The 25,588-nt window shown below is 38.3% G+C and carries 16 protein-coding genes and 1 tRNA gene; 4 read left to right on the top strand and 13 right to left on the bottom strand.

Translation table 11 applies throughout. From position 1 onward, the window contains the following. Nucleotides 1-204: 204 nt before the first annotated feature. Nucleotides 205-1,644, bottom strand: coding sequence for a S41 family peptidase (locus tag DVR12_RS17205; RefSeq protein ID WP_116977025.1), 1,440 nt, complete (start codon nt 1,642-1,644; stop codon nt 205-207). A gap of 287 nt (nt 1,645-1,931) precedes the next feature. Between DVR12_RS17205 and DVR12_RS17200 the strand changes: the two genes are divergently transcribed. From DVR12_RS17200 to DVR12_RS17190, 3 genes are read left to right on the top strand one after another with little or no spacing between them, the layout of a single operon-like run. Next, nucleotides 1,932-2,351, top strand: coding sequence for a LexA family protein (locus DVR12_RS17200; RefSeq protein ID WP_116977024.1), 420 nt, complete (start codon nt 1,932-1,934; stop codon nt 2,349-2,351). A gap of 31 nt (nt 2,352-2,382) precedes the next feature. Further along, nucleotides 2,383-2,877, top strand: a complete 495-nt coding sequence (locus tag DVR12_RS17195; RefSeq protein WP_116977023.1) for a hypothetical protein — start codon at nt 2,383-2,385, stop codon at nt 2,875-2,877. Nucleotides 2,878-2,882: 5 nt separating this feature from the next. Next, nucleotides 2,883-3,635, top strand: coding sequence for an SOS response-associated peptidase (locus DVR12_RS17190; protein WP_116977022.1), 753 nt, complete (start codon nt 2,883-2,885; stop codon nt 3,633-3,635). Here the strand turns inward: DVR12_RS17190 and DVR12_RS17185 are convergent. The 9 genes from DVR12_RS17185 to DVR12_RS17145 all read right to left on the bottom strand — a co-directional run bounded on the left by DVR12_RS17185 (nt 3,628) and on the right by DVR12_RS17145 (nt 15,647). Next, nucleotides 3,628-4,956 (bottom strand): alkaline phosphatase family protein, encoded by a 1,329-nt coding sequence (locus DVR12_RS17185; protein ID WP_116977021.1) that lies wholly within the window; start codon nt 4,954-4,956, stop codon nt 3,628-3,630. The two genes, DVR12_RS17190 and DVR12_RS17185, sit on opposite strands and share 8 nt — an antisense overlap. 178 nt (nt 4,957-5,134) lie before the next feature. Beyond that, nucleotides 5,135-6,166 carry an isoaspartyl peptidase/L-asparaginase family protein gene (locus tag DVR12_RS17180; protein WP_116977020.1) on the bottom strand — a complete coding sequence of 344 codons (1,032 nt, stop codon included), beginning with the start codon at nt 6,164-6,166 and terminating at the stop codon, nt 5,135-5,137. A 12-nt stretch (nt 6,167-6,178) separates the two neighbouring features. Continuing rightward, on the bottom strand, nt 6,179-7,210 hold the full coding sequence (locus tag DVR12_RS17175; RefSeq protein ID WP_116977019.1) for a cyanophycinase: 1,032 nt from the start codon (nt 7,208-7,210) through the stop codon (nt 6,179-6,181). Between the two features lie 8 nt (nt 7,211-7,218). Further along, a complete protein-coding gene (locus DVR12_RS17170) occupies nt 7,219-8,619 on the bottom strand; it encodes a RagB/SusD family nutrient uptake outer membrane protein (RefSeq protein WP_116977018.1) in 1,401 nt (466 codons plus the stop codon). An 11-nt stretch (nt 8,620-8,630) separates the two neighbouring features. Next, nucleotides 8,631-11,984: a TonB-dependent receptor gene (locus tag DVR12_RS17165; RefSeq protein ID WP_199417136.1), complete on the bottom strand. Its 3,354-nt coding sequence runs from the start codon at nt 11,982-11,984 to the stop codon at nt 8,631-8,633. 100 nt (nt 11,985-12,084) lie between these two features. Next, nucleotides 12,085-13,122, bottom strand: coding sequence for a FecR family protein (locus DVR12_RS17160; RefSeq protein ID WP_116977017.1), 1,038 nt, complete (start codon nt 13,120-13,122; stop codon nt 12,085-12,087). A 69-nt stretch (nt 13,123-13,191) separates the two neighbouring features. Beyond that, nucleotides 13,192-13,743, bottom strand: coding sequence for an RNA polymerase sigma factor (locus DVR12_RS17155; protein ID WP_116977016.1), 552 nt, complete (start codon nt 13,741-13,743; stop codon nt 13,192-13,194). A gap of 129 nt (nt 13,744-13,872) precedes the next feature. Continuing rightward, nucleotides 13,873-14,733 carry a hypothetical protein gene (locus DVR12_RS17150; protein ID WP_116977015.1) on the bottom strand — a complete coding sequence of 287 codons (861 nt, stop codon included), beginning with the start codon at nt 14,731-14,733 and terminating at the stop codon, nt 13,873-13,875. 50 nt (nt 14,734-14,783) lie between these two features. Beyond that, nucleotides 14,784-15,647: an SRPBCC family protein gene (locus tag DVR12_RS17145; protein WP_199417135.1), complete on the bottom strand. Its 864-nt coding sequence runs from the start codon at nt 15,645-15,647 to the stop codon at nt 14,784-14,786. A gap of 280 nt (nt 15,648-15,927) precedes the next feature. On the opposite strand from DVR12_RS17145, the gene DVR12_RS27820 reads away from it, so the two are divergent. Beyond that, nucleotides 15,928-16,524: a hypothetical protein gene (locus DVR12_RS27820; protein ID WP_116977013.1), complete on the top strand. Its 597-nt coding sequence runs from the start codon at nt 15,928-15,930 to the stop codon at nt 16,522-16,524. A gap of 680 nt (nt 16,525-17,204) precedes the next feature. Here the strand turns inward: DVR12_RS27820 and DVR12_RS27605 are convergent. The 3 genes from DVR12_RS27605 to DVR12_RS17120 form a co-directional block, all read right to left on the bottom strand. Continuing rightward, on the bottom strand, nt 17,205-21,695 hold the full coding sequence (locus tag DVR12_RS27605) for a DUF6443 domain-containing protein (protein WP_158563292.1): 4,491 nt from the start codon (nt 21,693-21,695) through the stop codon (nt 17,205-17,207). A 28-nt stretch (nt 21,696-21,723) separates the two neighbouring features. After that, complete coding sequence (locus tag DVR12_RS17125) at nt 21,724-25,239, bottom strand: hypothetical protein (protein WP_147323475.1); 3,516 nt, start codon at nt 25,237-25,239, stop codon at nt 21,724-21,726. A 250-nt stretch (nt 25,240-25,489) separates the two neighbouring features. Further along, nucleotides 25,490-25,560 (bottom strand) — tRNA-Gln (locus tag DVR12_RS17120). Nucleotides 25,561-25,588 lie beyond the last annotated feature (28 nt).

The raw sequence follows: 25,588 nt of genomic DNA, 5'->3' as shown, positions 1-25,588 counted from the left end.
CCTCTTCGGTAAGCCCTTGTGATGATGTAATATGTTGGATACACAAATCATCCCCTGCCTACCGCTTCGGTAAGATATGATGGTGATGATGTATATGTATGTTGTTAATCATAATTTCGAGTGCAAAAATACTAAGTAAAATGATAAATCAAAGTTTTTTTCCAGAATCTTTAACAAGATTACAATAAATTAATCTTTGTCTTATTATTTATTTAATGTGTCATTGACGAAATCTATCCAATCCGGCTCCTCAATGACATCATCCATAAAATAGTCGGGCTGCAACCCTTTTCCGTCTATCGCAAAACCGGGAATTCTCAGGCTACGGCTTAAGCAATAACCCAATTCAAATTCCCCATCAGGCGATACTACCATATTCATATTGGAAATATCAAGAGAGCCAAAGGTAGTTACACCAAAGAGTTTCACTTTTTTGCTTTGTTTAGCTTCGAGCAAAAACTGTTCTGTTGCACTTCCACAGCCTCCATTGATAATTATTCCTACATTCTGCGGATATTTATATTGAGTTTTAAGCGTATCTATATTTACAACTTTGTTATCAAGATTCACAAACTCCCCTATATGTTTTTCCAACACTTCATAATACCTTTTAAATCTTTCTTTTTCACTTGCCGAGAAATACTCATTCTCAATTAACTTCAGCATTCTCTGGTTATTTAGTTTGGTAGAAAAAAATTCTATACCCATTCTTCTGATCGGATTGGTATAGAGATATGGAATAATGCTGTTATAAGTAAAATCGCTTCCTCCTCCATTATTACGAACATCAATGATCAGATTTTTAGTATTTAGTAATAGCTTTTTATTCGCATTAAGAATACTATCTATAATAGGTATATTTTCTTCATGAAAAGAAGGTATTCTCAGATAACAGGTAGTAGCATTGCGTTTTACGAAGTATGGTGAAGATGCATTAATGGCCTTATCGAACTCTTCAAATTTAGGTTCATCTTTTAAGTTTTCAGGGAATACTCTTTTAAATGATACGTTGTTAACAATCAAATGATTTTTTCCCAGAAACTCCACATTGCGGGTTTTCACTTCATCAAAACCCCATTTGTAATAGGTAGCATCTTTAGTAGCAATATTGATTCTGAATTTTAATTTTCCCGAAGTCCATCCGGGAGCTTCAGAATTGATTACAAAAGCAATGTATTCATTTCCCTTTTTGGTAATACCTAATTCATATCCCTGAGTTTTCCAGATACCTTCATACTCAGGATCTTTTTTCTTTGCAATTTCTTTTTTAAAATCATTGACATCAATATTCAGCGTTTCCCAATTGGCTGGGATAGTTCCTGTGGTTATTTGAATAGGCGCAGGTGAAGGATTTTTGGCAACCAGATATTTATGCCCGTTTCTGAAAAAGCGCAACCATTCATCTAAGACATTGGCACATTCTGTTGTGGTTTTGGCTGTTTTTACTTTTTCAGCAATCTTTTGATTATGGGCTTCAAATGCATCTTTTCCTTTCATGTTAAGGGCATATTGAAAACCTGCATCATTTTCTTCAAAAGTTTTCTTTACCCATTCGAAATTAGCCTTGCAATCACAGGTTTGAGCAAGCGTTTTTTCTGTTGTAAATAAACAGAGGGTTAATACCAGCAGTAAATTGATTCTCATTTTGGTTTAAGGATTATTATACAATATAATAATTCAACATTGATGCAAATATTCAATTGATAGGTAGATAAGAATAATTTCAAGTGCTGAAATTTCTTTAAAAATTTTCTGCTGCGCCTGTTTAACAGTGGGAAAAATCAATTTATTGATCTGAAGTCCTTTATCACCGCAACTTTTGGGATCAAATCAATTCATTTGCAAATGATCTGTTAAGGTATTTTTCAAACTAATATTTTTAGCTTTATTTTGCTAATATTATTAGTATTCACAAAAAATATAGTAAAAAGATGGAAGCATTGAAGTTGAGTGAGTTGAATGTAACCCTACCATTTGTTAACACCGGTATTCCGGCAGGTTACCCCACTCCCGCCCTTGATTATCAGGAAGATGAAATAGATCTTTCCCGCATTTTTCAACCCAACCCCACCAATACTATCATTATCAGGGTAAAAGGAGATAGTATGATTGGAGCTAATATTCCGGATGGCTGTTTGGCTATTGTAGACCGCTCCTTACGCCCTTCTACCGGCGATATTATTGTTGCTGCCCTGGATGGCGATTATACGGTAAAACGACTTGTAAAATCCGGCCGTACCTGGGTTTTACACCCTGAAAATGAATTTTACAAACCAATTGTAGTAACAGAAGACACCGACTTCCAGGTATTGGGTGTAATAACCGCTGTAATTGTAGATATCCGTAAATAATAGTGTGAGCATTTAGAGAAAATACAGAAAGATGACCCAGCCGTTAGCACTATTATCAGTGGCCATATTAAAAGCCATGCTGGAGAGTGGTTTTACCTTATTCGTAAGGCAAAGCTATCCCGCAGGGCGAACCTTTGCAGATGCCAACATAAGAGAAGTATTTTTAATCACTCCCTATACCAATATAGGTGAGGCTAATATGCATTTTCAACATATCCGTTTCGATAATAGAAAATATATCTACCAGACTCATCATCCTGAAGAAGTAGAGAAACTTTATGTGGCAGCAGAACAACCAGCCGGATATAAAATATATGCAGCTGTAATACAGGAACCTATAGATCAGATTCTGCATATGTTGCAGCCTAAAATCAAGGCATATATACTTCGCAGAACGAAATGGGGGCAGGAAGGCCTGGATAATGTAAAAACAGGATTTATATTACACTATGGCGATTTGTGTGTTACCTTACAATATCTGCATGAAGAAATAAAAGTACCTTTATCGGAGATCGACAAATACTAATTACTATGTGTTACGACATTGCCTTTACTGCCAATATAGAAAGCATACATCAATATCTTCCCCAGCTAAAAGCAGCGGGAGATTTGAATCTCAATTTCGATGCAACCTGGCATAAAATAGGGATGTCGTTCCCTCAATGGCCTGTAATCACCTACCAGGATGGTTTTCAACTGAATAAATTTGTTTGGGGTCCAATTCCTAAAATGTTGAATACAATAGAGAAAGTGAAAAAACAGCGACAGTTGTTTCTAAACGCACGTAGTGAGAAAGTATTGGAACCAGGCACCTTATGGCATGCTATAAGACACCAGCGCTGCCTGGTTCCCGCAACCGGTTTCTTTGAATACCGACAAATACCAGGATGGAAAAATAAAGTAGCGTATTACATCAAGTCTAAAGAACAGGAAATTTTCTTCATCGCCGGTTTATGGGCGCTCTCCAATTCATGGGATGCCGATAAACCAGATCGCATTCCTACCTTCACCATACTTACCCGTAAAGCCAACGATATAATGGCCCAAATACATAATGGTGGTGATAATGCAGGAAGAATGCCAATGATGCTCACCAACGAGTTGGCCGAAAAATGGCTGAACCCTAATCTGACAGACGAAGAGATATTATCTGTACTGCATTACGAACAACCTTCACAACTGCTCGACTTCTGGCCTGTTAACTCTGTCAGGAAAGTAAAACCCGACGATTCCAGCGTAATAGCACCAGCAGTATATGAAGGTTTGCCTGCTTTACTTACTTAATAATACCAGGAGGTACTTTTCCTTCTACCTGTTCAAATGAGAGTCCTAATAGTTTAGCTATTATTGGAGCTACATCTATTACACCCATCTCCTTAACATATCCACCCTTACTGATACCAACGCCATAGGCCACAAAACCTGTCTGAATTTCTTTGGTATCAGGGAACTGGCCATGAGTACCGCCTTTAGCAGGTCTTACAACCTGGCCTGAAGTGGCATCATCTATAATAATACCCGGAGTGGCAGCCAGAGCCAAAACTGCGTAAGTATTAGTATTCACTGCATTCAGTTTATCACGGTCCAGAATCCTGAACATCTTTTGCTGAGCAGCTGGAAGTTTCTTTAAAATGCTTACCACACTATTAAGTGTTTCTTTATCCGAAGTATCTTTTAGATAGAGGAATGTAGAACCGAGCGAAGAATGGAACCTTGCTTTCCAGTCTTTCATTGTATGAAACAATCCGGCTTGTGCCAACAAAACATTTGGAGAGAATGTAGTATTCACATCTATAAAGCCATGATCGCCAGTTATAATAATGGCGGTGCTATCAAATATTCCGGCTCTTTTGAGTGATTCAATAATAGTTCCCAATGCCCTATCTGCTCCACTTACGGCTTTTCTTACCATTAGTCCGTCTCTTCCTTCTTCATGTTCAAAATGATCTACACATGGCAGATGCAACGTTGTAAAAGTAGGTTTATATGTTTTGATAAGATATGCTGCCATACGGGCCACATTTTCATCAAGGATCAGCTCATTTCCTTCCATTGTAAAATCCTGCCAGTTGAGCTGCCCGGTTGCATTAGCTACCACCTCATCCCATAAGGTAACAGGACTACAAATACGTTTCATCAATGCTCTTCTGTCTTTTACTCCAACCTCCCACATATCAGGAATATTGTAGTCGATAGGTGCATTTACAGAAACCGGCCATATAACATTGGCAGATGTTTTACCGGCTTTCTTTACCGCATCAAACAAAGTAGGCACTTTAATACTGTCGTAATAGAAAAACCATTTGCCTGTTTGCCCGTTTTCTTCAAATGGTGTGTTGTTATAAACACCATGTTTGCCAGGTCTTACTCCCGTAATCAGGGAAGTATGATTAGGGTAGGTTACAGAAGGGAATACGCTGTTTACACCTTCTGCATATGCCCCATTTTCTTTCATCCAACGGAGGTTAACCATTCCCCAGCCTGCATCTTTGTAGAAATCGGGCCGGAACCCATCGATAGTTATCAACACTACATGCTTTGGAAGTTGTGCCTGCGCGAAAAAGCCCACCAATAACGATAGGGAAATTGATATCCATTTTTTCATAGTTCTGTTAAATTAAAACGTTGATGACTATACGTGGGGATGGTAAAGTACAAATTTCTAAAACTTCATAAAAGACCTTAACCAAAACATAATAGAAATAACCTGTTGTAAAAGCTCTAAAATCAGAAAGGGCCGATCAAAATAAATTCGATCAGCCCTTTTGAATATTGTTGTACAACTATTTATAAATACCTATCTCTATCTTACCATCTTTGGTAACTGCGCCACGGTACATACCTTCAGTATTGAAAGGCATTGCCATATTACCTTTCTTATCAAGTGCAATTAACCCTCCATCGCCACCCATATCTCCAACTTTCTTAATCACATTTTTACCTGCCTGTTGAACACTCAGACCTTTGTATTCCATCATGGCCGAAAGATCGTAAGCAACAACATTACGGATAAAGAATTCGCCCCAACCGGTACAGGAAACTGCAACAGTATTGTTGTTAGCGTAGGTACCTGCACCAATGATAGGGGAATCCCCAATTCTGCCAAATTTCTTATCGGTCATACCTCCTGTGCTGGTAGCAGCAGCAAGGTTTCCATTCTTATCTAAAGCTACAGCACCAACAGTTCCGAATTTGTAATCTCTGTTTTTGATGCCCAATTTTTCTGGCTGAACTGTAGCATTGGAATGAGCGGCTTTAATTGAATCCTCTCTTAGTATTCTTTGAAGATCTCTCCATCTGCTTTCGGTTCTGAAATAGGATGGATCAACGATTTCGAGTCCGGCTTCTTTAGCAAATTTATCGGCGCCAGGACCCACCATCATTACGTGCTCAGATTTTTCCATTACAGCCCTGGCAGCACTGATTGGATTACGTACAGTTGTCACACCAGCAACAGCTCCGGCAGAGCGGGTTTTACCATCCATTATTGCCGCATCCAGTTCATTCCGACCTTCATGTGTAAATACAGCGCCTTTACCTGCGTTGAATAAAGAATCATCCTCCAGTACTCTTACAGTTGCTTCAACAGCATCTAAACTACTACCACCGCTATTTAGAATTTTATACCCGGTTTGCAATGCTTTAGTCAGTGCAGCTTTATAAGCAGCTTCTTTTTCCGGTGTCATATTCTTTTTAAGAATAGTACCAGCACCTCCATGAACCACTAACACATAAGAAGAGGACTGTTGAGCTGTTGCAGGCATAAAGCAATGCAACATCAGCATAGCTAGAAAACAAAAACCAAAACCTTTCATATCAAATAAAATTTATAACGCTTGTTTCTTCATTAATTGTCCGTTTTCGATCCACCACCAATACCAGTTACCACCAGTAGCTTTGGCCGGATCGAAATCTGCAACTGAAAATGTTCCGTTACCGTCTGCACTGCCCTGAATCTCATAAACTTTAATAGCAGTGCCGGCATGGTTCCATTCCAAAGGTCGGTTCTTTTCGCAATATTCAGGTGCCTTATCATTGCTGGTTGTCAGAAACACGGCTTTGCTCACTCCGTAAATAGTTGCCATTCCATTTTCATCTATACAAACAGCCGTTTTTTCATCGGGCGCAATCCCTTTAGGGTAAATGCCTGCATCCTTAATGATACGGCTCATAAAGGTTACATGGCGGCCTTCCCGATGTCTTTTCAGGTAATGCTGATCACTGATCACTCCTTCTAAAAATGGAGCGTGAAGGAAATCATTATTGTAAACTGTAACTAAATCGGCATACGGGTTAGCCAGTACAGAATCGGAAACTGCGCTGCCGTTTTCGCCGCTATAATACCAGCCAGTTAGAATTGCACATCCGGCACTGGTGCCACCAACAGGAACCTTCTTTTCCCGGAGTAAGTAGTTGATAGCCTCATTTACTTTAGTGCCTCTCCATTGGTTCATGTACCTCGACTGATCTCCACCCGCAATAAACAGCATTTCTGCATTTCTGATAATATGCGCAACAGTATCGTTGTTGGCTAATTCCCTACTGGTGATATTTAGCGTTTCAACAGAATTTACCTTGCCGAGTGAGTCGATATCAATATTATATCCATCATTTCCGGAAGCAGTTAAAACAACTACATCTCCACCCCCACTCCTGTCTATCATCCATCTAAAAGCACCATCAACATTTCCTCCTCCTCCAATCAATACAACTCCACCTTTTGTTGGAGTTACAACATCCGCCGTATCCCCAATAAATCCCATAGAAGCAGGTCGACCAGCCACAATCTTAGCCTTCGGCGCCTGATGGCAGGAGAATGCTGTCAATAAGCCGGCTGCCGCTATTATTACTTTCCTCATAAGTGGTTCTATTTAAGATAAGCAGGATTTTGTTTCATGTTTTTATTGGCTTTGGTTTCCCAATCCGGGATCGGGAAAGCGTAGCCTTTATCGCCTGGGTTCATAAGCACCGCTCCGGAGGCGTTAATAGCGTCTTCCGGGTTACGGGTAACAGGAAGATTGCGTCTGCGTAAATCGAACATCCGGTGACCCTCAAATGCAAGCTCTTTAAAGCGTTCGTCGTATATCGCAAGGATTAAAGCTGCTTTATCAACAAATGTTTGATTGGTATAACCATTAATACGAATAGCTCTTAATTCGTTCAGATCATTAGTACCTGCAGAAACACCTGTTGCCTCTGCCATAGCCTCAGCACGAATCAGGTACATTTCACCGGTTCTGAATAATTTGATATCTGCAAGATTTGCCTGTGTAGTTCCTTTATATTTGTTAACACGGTACTGCGATTTACCCGGAGCACGAGGATCGTCGTTTATATAGCTCTTGTATCTTACGTCATTGGTTTTATCGAACAGATTTATCAGTTCAAAAGAAGGAGCATACAAAACAACATCACCAGAATTGGTATAAAGGTTTCCGATAAGATCATCACCGGCTACCTGCTTTAATTTCCAAATCACTTCGGCTTGTGAATTATCTTTCCATATCTCAGGAAACTGAGCAGATGTAGCTAATGGGATGGCATCTATTGCCTCGGTAGCATATGTAATGGCATCATTCCATTTTTTTGCATACAAGGCTGCACGAGCCTGTATGGCCGATACAGCAGTTAATGTAATTCTTGAATTATCATCAAATGATGCAGGAATTAATTTTTTTGCTGCAATCAGATCTCGCTCTATGAATGATATTACTTCAGCAACACTGTTGCGTGAAGGCTTGCCAATGTAGGAGCTATCCATATATGCAATGCCCATTGCTTGTGGCTCATATGTTTCGGCATAACTACGCAGTAATTCGAGATGGCAATAAGCTCTAAGTGCCAGTAATTCGCCATGATACTGCTTTCTCAGCTCTTCCTCATCGGCTTTTACTTTTACTTTATTAATAGCAGATAGCACTCTGTTTACTCTGTCTATTGCAATATAATTTTCATCAAAGGAAGAAGTAACAGTAGTATTACTTGGATGGATCTGCCAGCGATAAGTTGCAATACCTCCACCTGTATTATTTTCGGTGGGCCGGGTGCACTCATCTGTAATTAATGAAACGTTATAAATAGTGTTATTTTTCAATCCCGCATAGGCACCCAATAATCCACCATTTAGATCAGCAACATTTCTGAATGCTTTGGAAGGATCTATCTGATCAATTGGTGATAAATCGAGTTGTTTATTACAGGAAACGAAAATACCCGACAGGAACAATGTTGCCAATATCAGGCTGTTTTTTATATATCGAATAGTCATTGCAGTCAGTTTTAGAAATTAACATTTAAACCAAATGTATAGGTACGGGCGCTTGGGTAATCGAAACGGCCATCTCCATTGTTCCCTTCCGGATCAAAGCTTTTCCACTTAGTCCATGTAATCAGGTTCTGAGCTTGTGCAAATACCTGTATTCCCTGTACCCAACGAATACGCGACATAACAGATTTAGGGAAGTTATATCCAATGTTTACATTTCTAAGGCGCAGATAAGACGCATCTTGTATATCCTTTGAACTGTAACCTCTATCGGTACCATAACGTGGAAGCAAAGCATCATCATCTTTCTTTTTCCAACGATTATATAACATTCTGGTAGTTTGATTACTGGTAACGAAGTCATTGTTTTCGTTGAAATAATCTTCGTTCAGATAACGCATTGCTTTATCAACGAAAGTGAAGAAGGCATTCAGATAAATACCTTTATAGGTAAATCCGGTATTAAATCCACCTGTAAAGGGAGGCATATATGTTCCGAATTCAGCTACGCTAAGTTCTGTTTCATTATACTCTGTGGTTTTATTACCTTTTCTGTCGTAGTATAATGGATCTCCGTTCTCGCGATCAACTCCTGCCCATTTAGGTGCGTAGTGGGAGCCATAAGGTAGTCCTACTCTTACAATCTGGGTAGTTCCCTGTGGATATTCATCTGCATCCCCTAAATCGGTGATCACATTCTTATTATAGGCAAAGTTGAATCCTACGTTCCAGGTGAAGTCGCGCAATTTTAATACATCTGCCTGTACATCCATTTCAATACCTCTGTTACGCATAGCGCCAGTGTTTAATGGCAGGGTATAGAAACCGGAGGTAATAGAAAGAGGCTGACTCACAAACAGGTTGTTAGTAATCTTATTATAAACATCCGTTACAATTCGAATTCTGTTATTCAGGATGGCAAGGTCGAAACCGACATTAAATTCTTTAGCATATTCCCAATCGTAGTTAGGATTTCCAGGAGTTTCAGGAATAATAGATGCTTGTCCACCATACTGTCTGGCAACATAAGTAGCGAAATAAGTATAAGGGCCATCTCCATAGAAAGGATTGGCAGAAGTACCATAGCTGGCTCTGAAACGCAGATCATTAATAAACCCAACATCCTGAAGGAAACCTTCTTTCTTAGCCTCCCAGCCCAGACCGGCAGAATAGAAGCCATGCCAGCGGTGATTCGGCGATACCGTTGAAGAACCATCATAACGATAGCTGGCATTGAAGGTATATTTCTCATTGTAGGTATACCGGCCAACACCCATATAGCTGGCCAGGGCACTCTGAGTACGGCCACCACCAATTACAGGACGATATGAAGATCCGGGATTGATACCCGCAGGAGTATTTGGCAACCTTGCATCAATATCATAACCGGTGAATTTAGAAGAGCGGTAGTTCTTCTTCAGAAACTCATAGTATGCAGAAACTTCAAAATCATGCTTATCTATTACATTGGAATAGGTAAGTCCGGAGGTACTGATAATTGAAAAATTGCTGGCTACACCTTCCGCATAACTACCTTTCTTACCTATTTCTTTATATCCTGCATAAGAATCCGGGTTCACGAAACGAACAGTTGTATTCTGTCCATAATCAATACCTACCCTGGTTTTAGCGATTAGTCCTTTTGCCAGAGTGTAGTTTAATGAGCCCCCAATAATACTTTTCAGCTGATCCATTTTATTGGAGGAATTCAGCATCGCTTCCAGTGCATTACTACCTTCACGATAATCGAGTACCGGGTAGATGTCGTCATTATAGCCTGTTACCAATGTTCCATCTGCTGCATACGGATACTCGTAAGGGAGTGCATAATAAACAGCGGCGAGTGGATTGGTACCTCTGCTGGTAGCTTCTTTCTCTATATAGGTAGATTGGGAGTAAGCCAGTCCTACATTTAGATTCGCGGTTAATTTACCGGCAGTAAAGTCGAGATTATTCTTGAGGCTATATCTTTTTAATCCGGTGGTTCTGGCAATACCTTGCTGATCAAAATAGTTGACAGCACTATAGAATTTTACGAATTCATTTCCACCACTTGCACTAAGCTGATGCTCCTGAAATTTTCCATTCTGAAGAAATATCTTACGCCAGTCGGTATTATGATTAGTTAGGCTATCGATAATGTGATCGGCCTCTCTTTGTTCTTCAGGTGTCATATTAGCATAATCCGGATTTTTTTTGGAATAAGTCCAACCCGGGCCAATATCCTCGCCACTTTCCAATCCTATTTCCTCCTCAAATTGCATCCGTTGTGCGGAGTTCATCATTTTGAATTTAGGAGTGGTCATATTAGAAAAGCCATATTGTGATTTATAGTCTACCGCTACTTTTCCGGATTTTCCTTTTTTGGTAGTAATAACGATTACACCATTGGAGCCTCGTGAACCATAAAGAGCTTTGGCACTGGCATCCTTCAACACAGTAACGGAAGCAATATCAGAAGGGTTAATACTTTGAAATTGTTGAGCTTCAATCGGAATTCCGTCCATTACATATAATACGCTGGAACTACCTCCGAGTGTTCCCACCCCACGAATTGTAACAGCTGCGCTGGCACCTGGTTGTCCGGAACCTGCGGCAACTACCATTCCGGGTACGCGCCCCTGAAGAATCTGATCGAAGGAAGCCATAGGTACCTGCGTAATTTTTTCAGCACCTACAACTCCGGAAGCGGCTACAGATTTATTTCTGGAATAGTTGGTATATCCGGTAACTGTAATAGCATTCAGTGTTTTTACATCCTCCTCCATGGAAATATTAATCAGTTGGCGGGAGCGTATGGCAACCGTCTGAGTAATATAACCAACCAGCGAGAATTGTAAAGATTCTGTACTTTCAGGTACCTCCAGTGAGTAAGTACCATCATTGTTGGTACTGGTACCAATAGTAGTACCTAAAGCACGAACTGTTACACCAGGCAGAGGTAAATTTCCTGCACCTGTAACAAGCCCTTTTATGGTAATAGCGGCTTTGCTTTGTTCGATCGGTTTCCCTGCAAATACAACAACCAGTCCATCATCTTTTAGAGAATAAGCCAGATTTGTACCTTCAAAAGCCTGGGAAAGAATAGCATCCAGGGAAGCTTCTTTAGCAGTGACAGTTACTTTTTTATTATCCGGCAAGGTCTTATCATGAAATACGAACCGATAAGAAGATTGATGCTCCACAGTTTTGAGGAGTTGTCTGATGCTTACTTCTTTTGCCTGCACGGTGATTGTTTCCTGTGCAAGGCAGGTGGCCTGAACCTGTAAGCTGAGTAAAAAAAGAAAGGCCGTCAATTTCATAGTTAGCAGCAGTTTACCGACAGGAACAGGATGCCCCTTCCTCGACGGGATTACAAGTTTTAACATACCTTTGGTTTGGTTTAGTTAATAATTCATTCCAGATGTTTACTAGGCCAATTTTCGGGAGAGGTGTGCCAGCACCTCTCTTTTTATTTTGGTTGATTGATTACTTACTTATGATTATTGTGCTATCTACCATTTTGAAACTGAATGGATAAGATAATTGCAATGCATCTAATGCCTTCCATATGGTTTCGCTTTCGAAGGTACCGGAGTAACGGTATTGCTTTACTGAGGAATCAGCAAATTGGATAGGTATACCGTACCACTTCCCTAGCTTAACAGCGATGGTGGCCAGTGGCTCATTTTCAATTTCCAGACGGTTACGTACCCACGCGATTTCAGTAGCTTTATGGCTAACAGGATCGGCCGCCAATGTGGAAATTGAGTATGGTTTGATATTGCCAATGGCTATTTTTTGGTTGGGCATTAAAATAACAGGTGGAGTGGAAGGATCAGCTATCTGAACAGCTATCTTGCCTTTAAACAGGGATGCTTCAGTAATTGTGGTATTAGGATAGGCACTTATATTGAAAATAGTGCCTAATACCTTTATATCCATTGCAGTGGTATGAACTGTAAATGGAAATCCCGAATGCATGGAAACTTCGAAAAATGCTTCTCCCGTTAATGTTACCTGCCTGTTAGTCTTATTAAATTCAGGAGCTAAGGTTAGTGCGCTATTCGACCTTAATACAACAGTAGTGCCATCGGGTAATACCATCGATTTGCGCGGAATAGCTCCGGAACTGATAATGTTGCTCTTTTCTTGTGAAAGTGGGGTAAGTGGTGTGGTGGTATGATTGATTAACCAGGCGGTTCCTAAAAGCATTCCCAGTATAGCAGCTGCAGCCCAGTATTTCCATCTGGCAGTTCGGGAGGAAGTATTACCAATTGCAGCCTGGAGGAAATCATGTCGTTCAACTCCATCTTTCAGGTGCTGTAAATGTGTTAGTCTCCCGCCTTGCTGGGCAGAGAGGATCAGTACAAGTTGTTTTGCTGCTTCGATGGTTTCTTTGCGGGTAGGGTGACTAGTAATCCAGTTATTCCAGAAATGATAATCGGCAACCGGATCTTCCAGGCAAAATCGTTGGAAAGATTCGTCACATACAAAGTCTTCAACTGTATAATCGGTAAAATTCATGCAGGAAACAGCCTTTAAATATACAGACGGGAAATTCCGGACTTTTTCCTAGGAAAAAACAAACTTTTTTTATTTGAGATGTTTTCTCAGGATTTTGATTGCGTCATAGATAGTATTGTAGGTAGTTTTAACCGATTGAGAAGTTTGGGCAGCAATCTGGTCATAAGACAGTCCTTCGAAAAACTTGAGCCTTACGATTTCCATTTGTCGGGGGGTGAGCATTTTCATAGCCAGTTGTAAGCGATGTTTTTGTTCTTCATCGTGCTGGCCCTGAATAATGATATCTTCATACGATAATTCCTGACCGAATGATTCGGCAGCCAGGTTGTCTATAGCACTATGGATTTTTTGTTCTATTTCCAGCTGGTCTAATAGTTGGTGTTTCAGGGCAGTAAACAGGTAGGCAGTAACGTTAGTAACGGGGTTTAGTTGTTTGTGCTTGTTCCATAGCTGTAGAAATAGCTGGGTAATACAATCTTTTACCAATTCGTCGTTTGCACAGGTTTTCAATCCAAATCGCAATAAATGGGAATAGGTGTTATTGTACAGTGCAAACAGTGCCTGTTTTTCACCTTTTCTCAGATTCTCCCAGTAGTTTTTGTTTTCCGCGTCAAAAGACATAGCCACACCTCTAGTTTGCGATTTAGATCATTAGTTGAACGGGCTAAATATACAATTCTTTAGGTGCTAACAAAAAAGCCGCCCTCTACTAAGCTAAGGCGGCTTTTTTAAAATTATTATGGCAAGTATTTATTTTGTTTTGAACTGACCATTGGTAACAGTTACCGTCTTGTCGTTTATGAAATCCTCAGCTCCTCCTGAGAAAGTACCAGCAACCTGAGTACCATTTACACTTGTTATTTTGATTTTTATTTCCTGATTTTCTCCACTTCCATTGGTATAATTAAATTTGCCACTTACATCGCTGAATCCGAAAACTGCTGCTGAGGAATTTGTAGAATATTCTCCTACTACTGCTTTACCATCTTTTAGAGGAATAGAAAGTATAAGAACATACTTATTATCGCTCGACATCCCAGTTATGCTGGCAACCGGCATATTTGGTACTGTAGTATACTGTAAGTTATTACCACTATATGTTTTTCCATCGATGGTTAAAGACCATTGCCCTGCCCCTACACTAGTACCGCCTCCTGGACTAGGATCTCCACCATTTCCATTGCTACCCTGAGCAACAGGAATACCAATGGTGCAGGAAGCTTTGTTGAATGTATAGGTAAATGGAACTTCTGCAACGCCGATGAAAGTACCACTTCCTATAAGTCGTACCTTTTGAATACCAGTCTGATAAAAAGTTCCTTTAGCTGAGAAAAAAACACCATTTACAGTGTTTGTAGAAATTACATAGGTTCCTGTAGCAGCTACATTTACACTAACTTCAATATAAGAATCGTTGCTTACGGGGGTTCCTGTAGTGAAAGTACCGACTACATTGGCAGGTAAACAATTATTATTATCATTTTTCAGAGTTCCAACAGCTGTACCAGTATTAGAACCAAGATTGGAAGTTCCGGCATGAGACATTTCCTTCTGACAAGCAGCTACTACAAACAGTACAGCAAGCAGGCAAAGGGATAACATATATTTCATAGTAAAAACGGGTTTACTGTATATTTAATTGGTGTCAAAGATAATCAGATTTATTTTTGCACCATATTCTCCGCCCTTTCTTTTTCTATCTGTAAAATATTATTCTGAATATCCTTCATAATCCATCTTGCCCAATAGCTTGCATAAAAATTAAAAGTAGTATTGAGTTTAAAGTAACTATAAAGGTGAAGCCTGTATGTAGCTTCACTCAACTTCTCTAGTTCATATGTTCCGTTAAGCACATCAAAGAACTGCCCCCCGATAACAATATGATTATCTAGTGTAGTAGAAGGAATCTCATAAGGGTATGCTTTTATGCTGAATGTCATTTTATGTTGATGTTCATACTCCAGTACCGTTTCATGAAAAACTAATCCGCCTGAAAAAATAGCGGACCTGGAGGCTCCAACACCCTCATAATTCAGCTCTGCTTTTATAGGTCTGGGAAATTGAAGAAACTTAGTAATGGAAGCCTTATTTTTTGATTCAGGTATTTCACCTACCCTGGTTACATTAGACCATATCTTATCGGCTGGCGCGTTGATATCAATATACGTATATGCTTTATAAGTACCTGGTATTGAACCAATCCATTGTTCAAGCGGTGAAATAATAAGGGGCAACAATACAATCAGGGAAACAAAAATATCTTCTTCTCTCTTCTTCTTTCTAAGTTTCAATTTCCCACCGATATAACCACCTATTGAGGCAAATAATAAAAAAACAGGTAAGATCATTATCCAACACCCCCATCCTTCAATAAAAAACAAAAGCGTTATCAAACAAAATAAAAGTATTGGTATCCAGGGCATTAATATTTTATAATAAGGTTTTTCTACCAAATGCAAAGGCGACAGATAAACAGTTAGCACCCCAATCCCTACTGGTACTCCAACCAGGAAAGCAATAGACATAACAGAATAAATTGAGTCTAATGAGTTTATGCCAAAAGCGAAGCGAAAAAGAAGTGCAATAATAACAGGAATGACAATTGTCTTTAATGAGACTTTCATAGGTAAAAAATAGTAAAAAAACGAATGATTTTAAATAGAAAATGCCTTAAGGTATAATCGATTTTTCAATTAATTATACCACTTACGAAAAAAATTCAACCAACAATCATTTCATAAAACCAAATGATACATTTTTCTGGATTTTTGTTGTCTCACTATTACCCTTGTCAATTTTATAATTATGAGAAAACATCTAATCTATACACTTGCACTGCTAACAGTAATCCTAATTAGTTTTACCTCTTGCTCGAAAGAAGGACCTCAAGGGCCAGCAGGACCTACAGGTGCCACTGGTGCAGCTGGCACAAATGGTACGAATGGTGCCACCGGAGCTACTGGTGCCACAGGGGCTACTGGGGCAACCGGCGCTACAGGAACTGCCAATGTAATTTATTCAGATTGGCTATCTGCCACTACTGCCAAAGATTCCGCAATAGATGGTTCAAATTTGAAAGTCTGCTATATTAGTGCGCCCAAACTCACCAGCGATATAGTTCAATCCGGCACCATACTGGTATATATGAATTTTATCAGTACTGTTTATCCATTGCCTTATACCTCTTATGCAGGCGGTAAAGCAAATACGCTCAACTTTATTCCGGCAACAGGTAAGCTAATTTTAACAAGATTCACATATGACAACAGCGGATCTCTTGGCTTCAGTACATCCATCCAATATAGATATATCCTTATCCCTGGTGGAGTAAAGGCAAGAATGGCCGGAGTAGACTTCAATGATTATGATGCCGTGTTGAAGTATTTTGGAATAAATAATTAATGGTAACCCCAGATAGAAAAGTGAAAAGGTTAATTACAAAAATGTAATTAACCTTTTATTATTTTATTTGGTATACTAACTGTATTTTTGATTTACAGATAGAATGGATTTCATAAAATTATCATCGGGGAATCTGATATATATTTTTCCTTTATAACGTTTAATAATATCTGGTGATAATATTTGAGAATAATTACAAGTTTGGGCAATTCTATAGACAGGTAACTTACACCGCTATAAGTTGCTAAGAATGAAAATTTTATTACTAATAGATGACCTTCTTATTAAAGTCTATTTATCTTTTATAGTTCTCCAAATTAGTACTAACTCCGACACAATTAATATCAGGATAATAATAACTGATATTGCTTCAAGTATATCGAGTTTACTTTTCGATATAAATTCAACCTTTATACCCAAAGCGCGTAATCTTGGTATGTAATACCCAATTTCATCATTTGCTGATACAGTTACTAAACAGTAAACTAATTCTAGTAACGTACATAATAAATAGCCTCTAATAATCTTTCCTTTATTACTTTTTATCAAAAAATAACTATTCACTACTACAAAGAAAAGTATTATCCAATCAAAATGTCGCGTATCATCATTATGAAATCCACTTGGAGTTAGAGCGATAACTATTACAATAATTATATTTAGCGTAAATGAAAGTATCTTCATAATTTTTTACTTGAAGGTGATTGGAACTTAAATGTTCTTCTAATTCTTTCTACCCACTCCATACCGATGTTTCCAGGACAAAATCGAGTATTTAGGACCTCCTGATGTCCTCCATAATATTTAATCCCATATTCGGATTTTAGATATTGTGTCAACCTAAACAATGATTCAACCATCGGATCAGTTGCCTTACCATTGCCTGTGATACTTTCAACTAATGATTGTAGCATTGTCAGTCCTTTATTTTCTGAATCCAAATCTGCCAAAAGCACGATTCCAATATTTCCAGTGTTAGCTCCTAATACATGAGATCCTACAATATTTATAGGTCTGCCTTCATAAATATTACCATCTTTATCAATTGCAAAATGATATGGAATATCTGCATAAACATCCCCTTGTTCTTTCTTTTGTAACTCCTGAATAGTCAAATAATTATCACGATTCCCGGAATGATGAACTGTTATTTCATCATAGTAAACAGACAAGTTGCCATAAATTGGTTGCCACTCACGTCCTGTTGCTAAGATCGGATCTTTTGCCCCCCATTGTTTTCTTGAGATAATATTAGGCTTAGGTACCGGTTTGTTACCTATTCCATACTGCTTTTGAACCTCACTCCAGGAAACATCTTTATTATCACCATCCTCATATTTTTTAGTATCCCAATTATACGTCGCTAACATCCCATCCGGGTCAATCATTCTAATCGGATTATTGTTACCATAAACGTAAGGACTGAATCGACGCATCATTTCTGTTAACGGGTCAAGTGCTGTCCACCTCCCAATTTGTTGATCATACATCCTAGCCCCATAATCATACCAATCCAATCCACTCCCATCACTGAACTCTTTTAGTTGTTCTTCTTTGCCATTATACTTGTACTTATTTGCAGGATAACCTGTACCTTTTAATGCATTCGAACTAATCCCTTGCATCGTCAGCCCGAATGGATAATAATGTGTCTCCTCCAACATATGCCCAGAGCCAAACCCCACTAAAACATCATCAAAATAAATATCTTGCGTACTCTCATTGCTCGTATAGATGTATAAAAAGCCACTCGATTTAATTTCCATCTCATCTACATTTAATGTTTGTATTACATCGGGAATATTACTGACTTGCTTTACACCACTATTAGATGTTACCATTTTAAAATTATCATCAAATAATACATAGTTTATATAAGCGTGAGGCTTACCATCCTTTTTATTGTCTGAATCTTTTTCCTTTAGCTGACGGTATTGGTTGTTGTAAAAGTCATTCCCAAATACCCTTCTTTCAGGACCTTGTCCATGTCCACCATTTAAAGGCTGATTCCCTAAAAACACATCCGCTAATGCAACGGCCATATCTTCTGGTAACGATTGTTTCTGAGATGAAGCAGGAGACTGTGATTTGTAAAATGCTTTTGCCGATATTCTGATAGAATCCCCTGGCGAAACCCGTAATACCAGAGAAGGCCCTATCATCGTTTGCTTATTCGCTCCATTTAGCCTGGCAACCTGTTTATTTGATACGTTACCGTCCGGATAACCTACTGGTTTGTCTACACGGGTATTTTCCAAATTGCTAAACAAAACTTCCTCAGTAGCTGCCACTGGTACTTCCATCGTTGCAGCATATACTGCATAATTTTGTTCGTCACTTATAACTATACGGGTATTACCTAAGTGATCCTTTTCAAAATAATCATAAGCATAACCTTTGCTGGATGGTAAATAACGTATTCGTCCTGTTTCTGTACCTATAAGACGTAACGTATCAGATGTAGCCGATGTTTCAAACACTGTATTTCCAATATAAGTTGTACGTATTGTTCTTACTGGATTAGTCGTTTGATCAGTCACTATTTTCTGATGTTTTACTCCGGTTGCATCATACAAATATTTAATAGTTCCTTTACCCGTTATAGTTATTAACTCAGGGAGGTTCAAATGATTATAAGTTATACTTGTAATTGATTTATTTAAATCCTTTATTAAATTACCATTCCCGTCATAATCGTAATCGCCCAGGCCTGTATGACCATCTTTGAAATCACCTAGTACTACCGGGGTTCCCCCATTATCGCTGACTGCAGATAATTTGTTACTGCTTGATAAATAACTATAGATTAGATTATCCACCACTCCGGATGTCAAATTAATAAGGCCTAGTTGTTGCATATTCAACAAATTACCATTTGCATCATACCCTATTGCATTATTCACAGTATTGTTCCGGCTCAATGCCGTAGCACTTCCCCCAACACTAAAATCAATATTCTGACTTGTATTCCAGCTTCCATCTGTATATTGTGTAAAATCAGCTTTTAACAGGCGGTTAGAGTTATCATAAGTATAGCCATATGCAAAAAGCTTATTATTACTTTTACTCTTCCATTTTACACCTGCAATATTCCCGTTGTATTGAACCTGATTAAATCCTGTGTCATAGTCCAAAGACATTCCAAAGTAATGATTTATAACATTATTCTCCAGATAATCCTTATTTATTCCTGTTAGCCATCCTCTTACATTATAAGTATATACCAAAGAATCAATAGGCACATTATTCACTAAGCCCAGATGAGTAGACTTTAACTGCCCCAATTCATTGTAGAAATTTTTTGTCAGTGTTCTCTTATCATTTACAACATCATTCAACGTTTTATTAATTTGTAATACTCTGCCACGATTATCGTACAATGTTTCTGTTAGAACTCGTAACTCTGGCTGCAGAAGACTTTGAGGGTTATGTATCACATTGTAATTACTTAACTGTTTACCTGAGAAATCGTATTTACTACTAACTACGTCTATACCGCCATTTACATTATCTGTCAATGCCTGAACAACACGACCACGTTCGTCATAATATGAAGTAGTAGCAAGCCATTGTTCCGGACCACTTTTAAGTACACGAATTCGGGTTCCAGTTACCAATCCATTTGATCTGCTGCTACTCTTATCATTAAGGCCAGCATTAGGATTCAGCATTTCAGCGTTATTATTACCCCCATTGGTTAGTTTATTATAATAAGCCAGATTAAAGTCATGATGTCCTGGCCAGTCATAGTTATCATAATAATTATAAGTCAGCCAGGTCAGAGATGTTTCAGGAAGGTTAGGTAAAGGATTATTCCCGGCTATATTATTATATACCGTACAGTCAGGACAAATATATGAATCAAAACTATCCTGAGTACCACTATCAAAACCAGGTTCAAATACGATGCTATTTGAAGCAATATAGGAATAGGTATATGAATCACGATAATTTACACTCAGATTTTCAGGTAATCCGACGCTCACCTGTTGAATTGAAAAATTATTTGCTTGCTGCTGTAATTGCTCCCTGGAAGAAATAGAACTATATAACCCTGTTTTAACAATCCGATCATCACTATCATAATAGTTTACCAACCATTTACCATCTTTCCGCTGGGTAGAATCCTGAGAAAAAACCAACCTATTACGAATATCATACACCATATACACCGGGCCTGCCCCTGGTAAATATTTAGCAATATTCCTTCCTCTCCCATCATATTCATATCTAAAACATAATTCCTTTATTACCGTTTGATCAGTTAATTGCCAGTTACTCTTTATTTTTTCTATGGCCATAGGAGGTAATACCCATCTGAGTTGTCCTCTATCATCATAAATATAATAAGTAGATAATCTACCTCCATAAGCTTGTCCGCTGGTGGTCTGATTTAATATTACCTGTTTTAATATGAGCCTGCCGCTTGTTGCTTCTTTAATCGTAACTACTTTCTGACCATTCTCATCCTTTACTGTATACTTATATAATGCCCGATTAGCATAATAACCTCCAAACACCGGCAGACTTCCAGAACTAATATTTACTCGCCAAATACATACAGAATCGAAATTGTTAGATGCCTCATATTCAGTAGAAACACCTCTTTCAGAACCTACCCATGCATTACCAGGTGCCATAACATTAAAAGGCTTTCCCAACGGCGAGTTCTCATAAACTGTTTCTTTGTAAAAAAACTGATTCCCAAAAAAAGATTGCAATTTACTTTTTTGCTGAGCCCTGAAACCGTATACAACAGGTTTACCATTTTCTGAATCTGTAGGATATTCCATAAACTCGTATTGCAGATAACCATGCATATCATAATGAAGCGTAGAAACCATATCTTTTCCTCCAGGAGTGGCCTGGCGCTTTACTGTTTGCAATAATCTGCCTCCATAATCGAAGTATTGAGTTGTTTGTACAACATCATTTGGTGATGGAGTTACGCTCCTTATAAAATTACTATCTTCATAATGAACAGGGCGCAAAAAAGCATTGTTCCGAATATAATTAAATACATTACGTTCATCAGTTACAGCTTCTGTTCGTGTAGGTGCCGGCAATACTTCAGGTACAGGCTTTACCTGTGCAAATAATTGACTGCATATTAACATACAGGCATATATCAGAACTATATTAAACTTATAGATATTCCTCTTAAATTTCATAACAGTACAGGTATTTTCAGATTAACAATCAAGGGGTAACTCTAAACATATATTGATAAAAATTCAGGATATTAGTATACTCATCCCTTTCCTTTTCCAATCTACCCCCGCTGTCAAACTCATAGTGTTTAATACGCCCTGTAGCATCTCCGGTACTACGTATTCCAAACAATGGTAAATAGGAAGCCGTTATCATCAAACTACCTGCAGGGTATAGTCTTAATTCTCCAATTTGTGAATTAGTATCTCCTGTAGGACTTTGAATATTAATAGAATTAACCCCTCTTATCATATGACGGTAATAAGTCCACCCCCCACCGGTTGGGGTTTTATCTACATTAAAAGTACCAGCAATTTTATATGGAGTTGTACTTGTTGAATAATACGAAACTATATACTCCTTATAAGAGTTGATATTTCCTTTCTGTATACCATTAGCCAAACTACTTAAGGTTACTATCTTTCCACCCGGTACTGTACCAGTAGTACCTGAGGTCATAGACCTTACCCAGGAGCCTTCATCAACTCTGGATGATGTTTCAAAGTCTGTATATGCAATTTCACTGCTATATGCATTGGATACAGATGCTATAACCTGTTGGTCATTATATCCCCATAACATAGCCGTTCGTTTACCATCCACTATAAACTGAGTGAGATTACCATAATCATCAAACACCTCGTTATATTGCCTCATTTCATAACGACTATCTTTGGTTGTATCTCCGTTATAATATAAATAACCTGATAACAGAGGGCTTGTTTCTTGCAGATTTAAAGTAAAGATCTTATCAATATTCCATATGCCTGTTCCAGCATGCAGCTTATAAGTGCGTAATTCTCCACCCAATAACTGTTCATCATAACCAGGCCTGTGGATAGTCTGGATTTTTTCAATGGGATCTGTCTTAACTCCATTTCCGATAATTCGTCCACCTACTAAAGGATAGTCGTATGGATAACGTAAATGTTGAATAAGAGTATCCTTATTAGAGTTAATAGTACCAATCCATGTAGGCAGAAGATGACTCTTATTTTCATACTTCATAATGTTTTTGATGACAGGACCATCTGTTCTATACCTGTCATATTCAGTAACAGTAGTGGTATCTAATAATTTACAATAAGATCCGAGCCCCAATTCATTAGAACCAGTTATTGATACACCATACTTTCCTGTAAAGTACTTATTCATTGGGTTGTTAGCATCTTTCTCTGCCAGGTACCGGCTCACACCATTATCATCCATATTTGGCATAAAATAATAATTATGGCATACCAGATCGGTATTTGCACCCGGCGGGAAATAACAATACTGACTTACAATATTTTCCATTCCGGCAAGCATGGCCTGGATTGCAACGAAGAAGGAAACAGGACCTTTATCGGTTTTCGGATTATCGAATGTAATAAAGTGGTTTTCTACCTTCTTAATTATTGAATACGCTTCGGCATTCAGCAAGTTACTCGTATAAGTATAAATCGTTTTGGGAGTACTGAGTAGTAAATTGTCTTTAATACCGGAATTAATATAAAAAGAAGGTACCAGTAGTCTTCCATTTGGGTTGTTGCTGGTAACATTCCATTCCAGTGTACTGGTTGCAGGGAAAAAACAATAAACATTCTTCCCTCCATATTCATCATTAGATCCTCTTGTTAATTCAGTGACTGCCTGATAGGTCACACAGCTTCCATTGTATCGTACAATATTATTAACCGGATGGGATAGGAGATTTATATCCTGAATTGTATACTGGATTTGCCCACCAACCCCTATATAATTTCTATCAACACCCATTATATTGCCAGGAACTGTAATAAATCCTACTCCTGATTCTACATATTGGTAGAGCGCCCCTTCTGGATCACCATATCCATATCTATAATCCTTTCTGCTAATAAAATTACCATTACTTCCATACGTTTTAACTGATTTAATCCGTATACCTGCTCCGTTCACCTTACTACTAGAAGACCCTTGCCTGATTTGAGAATATTGATTCGGTTCATAGTCATATAAGACAAGTGCTCCCGTTGGGAGGGTTACTTTATTCAGGAGCTGTGACGTAGCATAATCAAAATTATAATCCCTGTTGGCCATTGGGATATATTTAGGAATACCATTATATCCGGCCTGAATCCAAGTCTCACCATATACTTCATATGCTTCTCTTCTTAATATTGGGATATCAGATGATGGTAAACTATTCGAATTTGCTAATAAAAAGGGGTTAAAAATACTTGATAATAAAGTTCTATTACCTATTGCTCCATTATAATATCCCCACCAATCCTGGGCTTTGCTATCTGATTGCGGATCAGGCAGAAAATGATTTTCATTATAGTTAAAAAGCCATGAGTATAAATCCTTACCATCGCCCCCCAACACTTTAACAGCAGACAACTGATAATAGGCACTTCCACTGGGTTTAGTTAATTCAAAAACATACTTCTTAACCGTTTCATAAAATGGACTCCCTGTGATGGTAAACAATTTTTTTTGAATCTGTATTTCCCTCAACAAAGCTCCATCATACACAAAATAAAGTCTTCCTTCAGGAAAATTAATGGTGCTTAATTGCTCGTGTGAAACCTGTATCGTCTTGGTTTTAGAAAGTATTGGTTGATCCACCTGATAACCATTATCATAAATTATATTTCCACTTGGATCTACCTGTACCTTGTGAGAATAAGGCAAAGTCTCTGAAGTATAATACCTCGTAGTATTATCTGTAACGGTATAGTAATTATAAGTTATATCATCATTTGGAAACTTTCTCGACTTAATTCCATTGATAACCCAGTCCGTAGTATGCACTATTCCCGCCTCATATGGATCTGTGCTAATATTCCAGTCAGGAGCTCCGGATGAATTTTCATTATACCATTTCCTCTTGCGCATATTCTTTCTCACTCCTTCTTTAAAACTATATTCGTAACCATCTTTTCCGTATACATACAGTTGATAACTGCTACCCTGAATATCTGCAAATATTTTGGTTGCCGGGTCGTAAGGAAAAGTCATTCCCCCATAAACAAACTGACCATTTCCGCTTGGCAGATTATAATTAAATATATCCCAGGATCCATCCGTTTCTGCATTAAGTACTTTGTACAAATATGAAAGCCAGGCTAAGTTGGAAAAACTGAAAGTTGAATTAGGGAAAGGATTCTTTGCGATACCTGTAATACTCTCATCTGGCAACCCATTTACCTGACGAGTAATTCCACCACCCGTATTTAATGACCAACCTAACCCTAACATCCCATTTTCTTCCCCGACTCGGAAAGATTGACATTGATAACTAATGGATATTGGAATACTCAGCCCTCTTGTCTTGATTTCATAAATAGGTATGTTAATATTTACTGTACCTGTTTGATAATTGACCTGATCTACAGTGGAGCCTAAATTCAGATCGGCCATTACTGGTGGGCTTCCTACTGCGCCACTCTGTTGCTTATGAAATACAACTTGTGCTGATACAGACAAACTTATGGACACATATAAAGCTGCACAAACAATTACTTGCTTAAACATCATAATTAATAGTATTAGGGCCAATTTTTTACGTGGAATACAAATAGTCTAAATTTCGTTTTAGGGTAAATTAACTACAGTACTAATAAAGACTATGGAACCAAAATAGAAGTATTTTTTGATTATTCATAGCTTTTTAAATATCCGACTTTGTCTAGATTAAATGAACTAATCTGATGGAGAAACAAAAAAGAGACTACATTTTTAGATGTAGTCTCCCAATTCAGTAATACTAGGATTTATCCTTCTTTTGTTGCCCGACCTGGATTCGAACCAAGACAAACAGAGTCAGAGTCTGTCGTACTACCATTATACTATCGGGCAAAATGCAGTGCAAAATAAAGGAAATAGA

Origin of the sequence: Chitinophaga silvatica (genome assembly GCF_003419895.1) — a bacterium.
In the GTDB taxonomy this organism is placed as follows: Bacteria; Bacteroidota; Bacteroidia; order Chitinophagales; family Chitinophagaceae; genus Chitinophaga; species Chitinophaga silvatica.
This window is presented reverse-complemented; position numbering and strand designations above follow the sequence as displayed.

Excerpts from the sequence above, each read along its gene's own strand:
- DVR12_RS17185 (WP_116977021.1), bottom strand. The coding sequence starts at position 4,956 with ATGAAAAAATGGATATCAATTTCCCTATCGTTATTGGTGGGCTTTTTC.
- DVR12_RS27605 (WP_158563292.1), bottom strand. The coding sequence starts at position 21,695 with ATGAAATTTAAGAGGAATATCTATAAGTTTAATATAGTTCTGATATAT.
- DVR12_RS17145 (WP_199417135.1), bottom strand. The coding sequence starts at position 15,647 with ATGTCTATTGCTTTCCTGGTTGGAGTACCAGTAGGGATTGGGGTGCTA.
- DVR12_RS17190 (WP_116977022.1), top strand. The coding sequence starts at position 2,883 with ATGTGTTACGACATTGCCTTTACTGCCAATATAGAAAGCATACATCAA.
- DVR12_RS17150 (WP_116977015.1), bottom strand. The coding sequence starts at position 14,733 with ATGAAATATATGTTATCCCTTTGCCTGCTTGCTGTACTGTTTGTAGTA.
- DVR12_RS17125 (WP_147323475.1), bottom strand. The coding sequence starts at position 25,239 with ATGATGTTTAAGCAAGTAATTGTTTGTGCAGCTTTATATGTGTCCATA.
- DVR12_RS17205 (WP_116977025.1), bottom strand. The coding sequence starts at position 1,644 with ATGAGAATCAATTTACTGCTGGTATTAACCCTCTGTTTATTTACAACA.
- DVR12_RS17180 (WP_116977020.1), bottom strand. The coding sequence starts at position 6,166 with ATGAAAGGTTTTGGTTTTTGTTTTCTAGCTATGCTGATGTTGCATTGC.
- DVR12_RS17170 (WP_116977018.1), bottom strand. The coding sequence starts at position 8,619 with ATGACTATTCGATATATAAAAAACAGCCTGATATTGGCAACATTGTTC.
- DVR12_RS17195 (WP_116977023.1), top strand. The coding sequence starts at position 2,383 with ATGACCCAGCCGTTAGCACTATTATCAGTGGCCATATTAAAAGCCATG.
- DVR12_RS27820 (WP_116977013.1), top strand. The coding sequence starts at position 15,928 with ATGAGAAAACATCTAATCTATACACTTGCACTGCTAACAGTAATCCTA.
- DVR12_RS17200 (WP_116977024.1), top strand. The coding sequence starts at position 1,932 with ATGGAAGCATTGAAGTTGAGTGAGTTGAATGTAACCCTACCATTTGTT.
- DVR12_RS17160 (WP_116977017.1), bottom strand. The coding sequence starts at position 13,122 with ATGAATTTTACCGATTATACAGTTGAAGACTTTGTATGTGACGAATCT.
- DVR12_RS17155 (WP_116977016.1), bottom strand. The coding sequence starts at position 13,743 with ATGTCTTTTGACGCGGAAAACAAAAACTACTGGGAGAATCTGAGAAAA.
- DVR12_RS17165 (WP_199417136.1), bottom strand. The coding sequence starts at position 11,984 with ATGTTAAAACTTGTAATCCCGTCGAGGAAGGGGCATCCTGTTCCTGTC.
- DVR12_RS17175 (WP_116977019.1), bottom strand. The coding sequence starts at position 7,210 with ATGAGGAAAGTAATAATAGCGGCAGCCGGCTTATTGACAGCATTCTCC.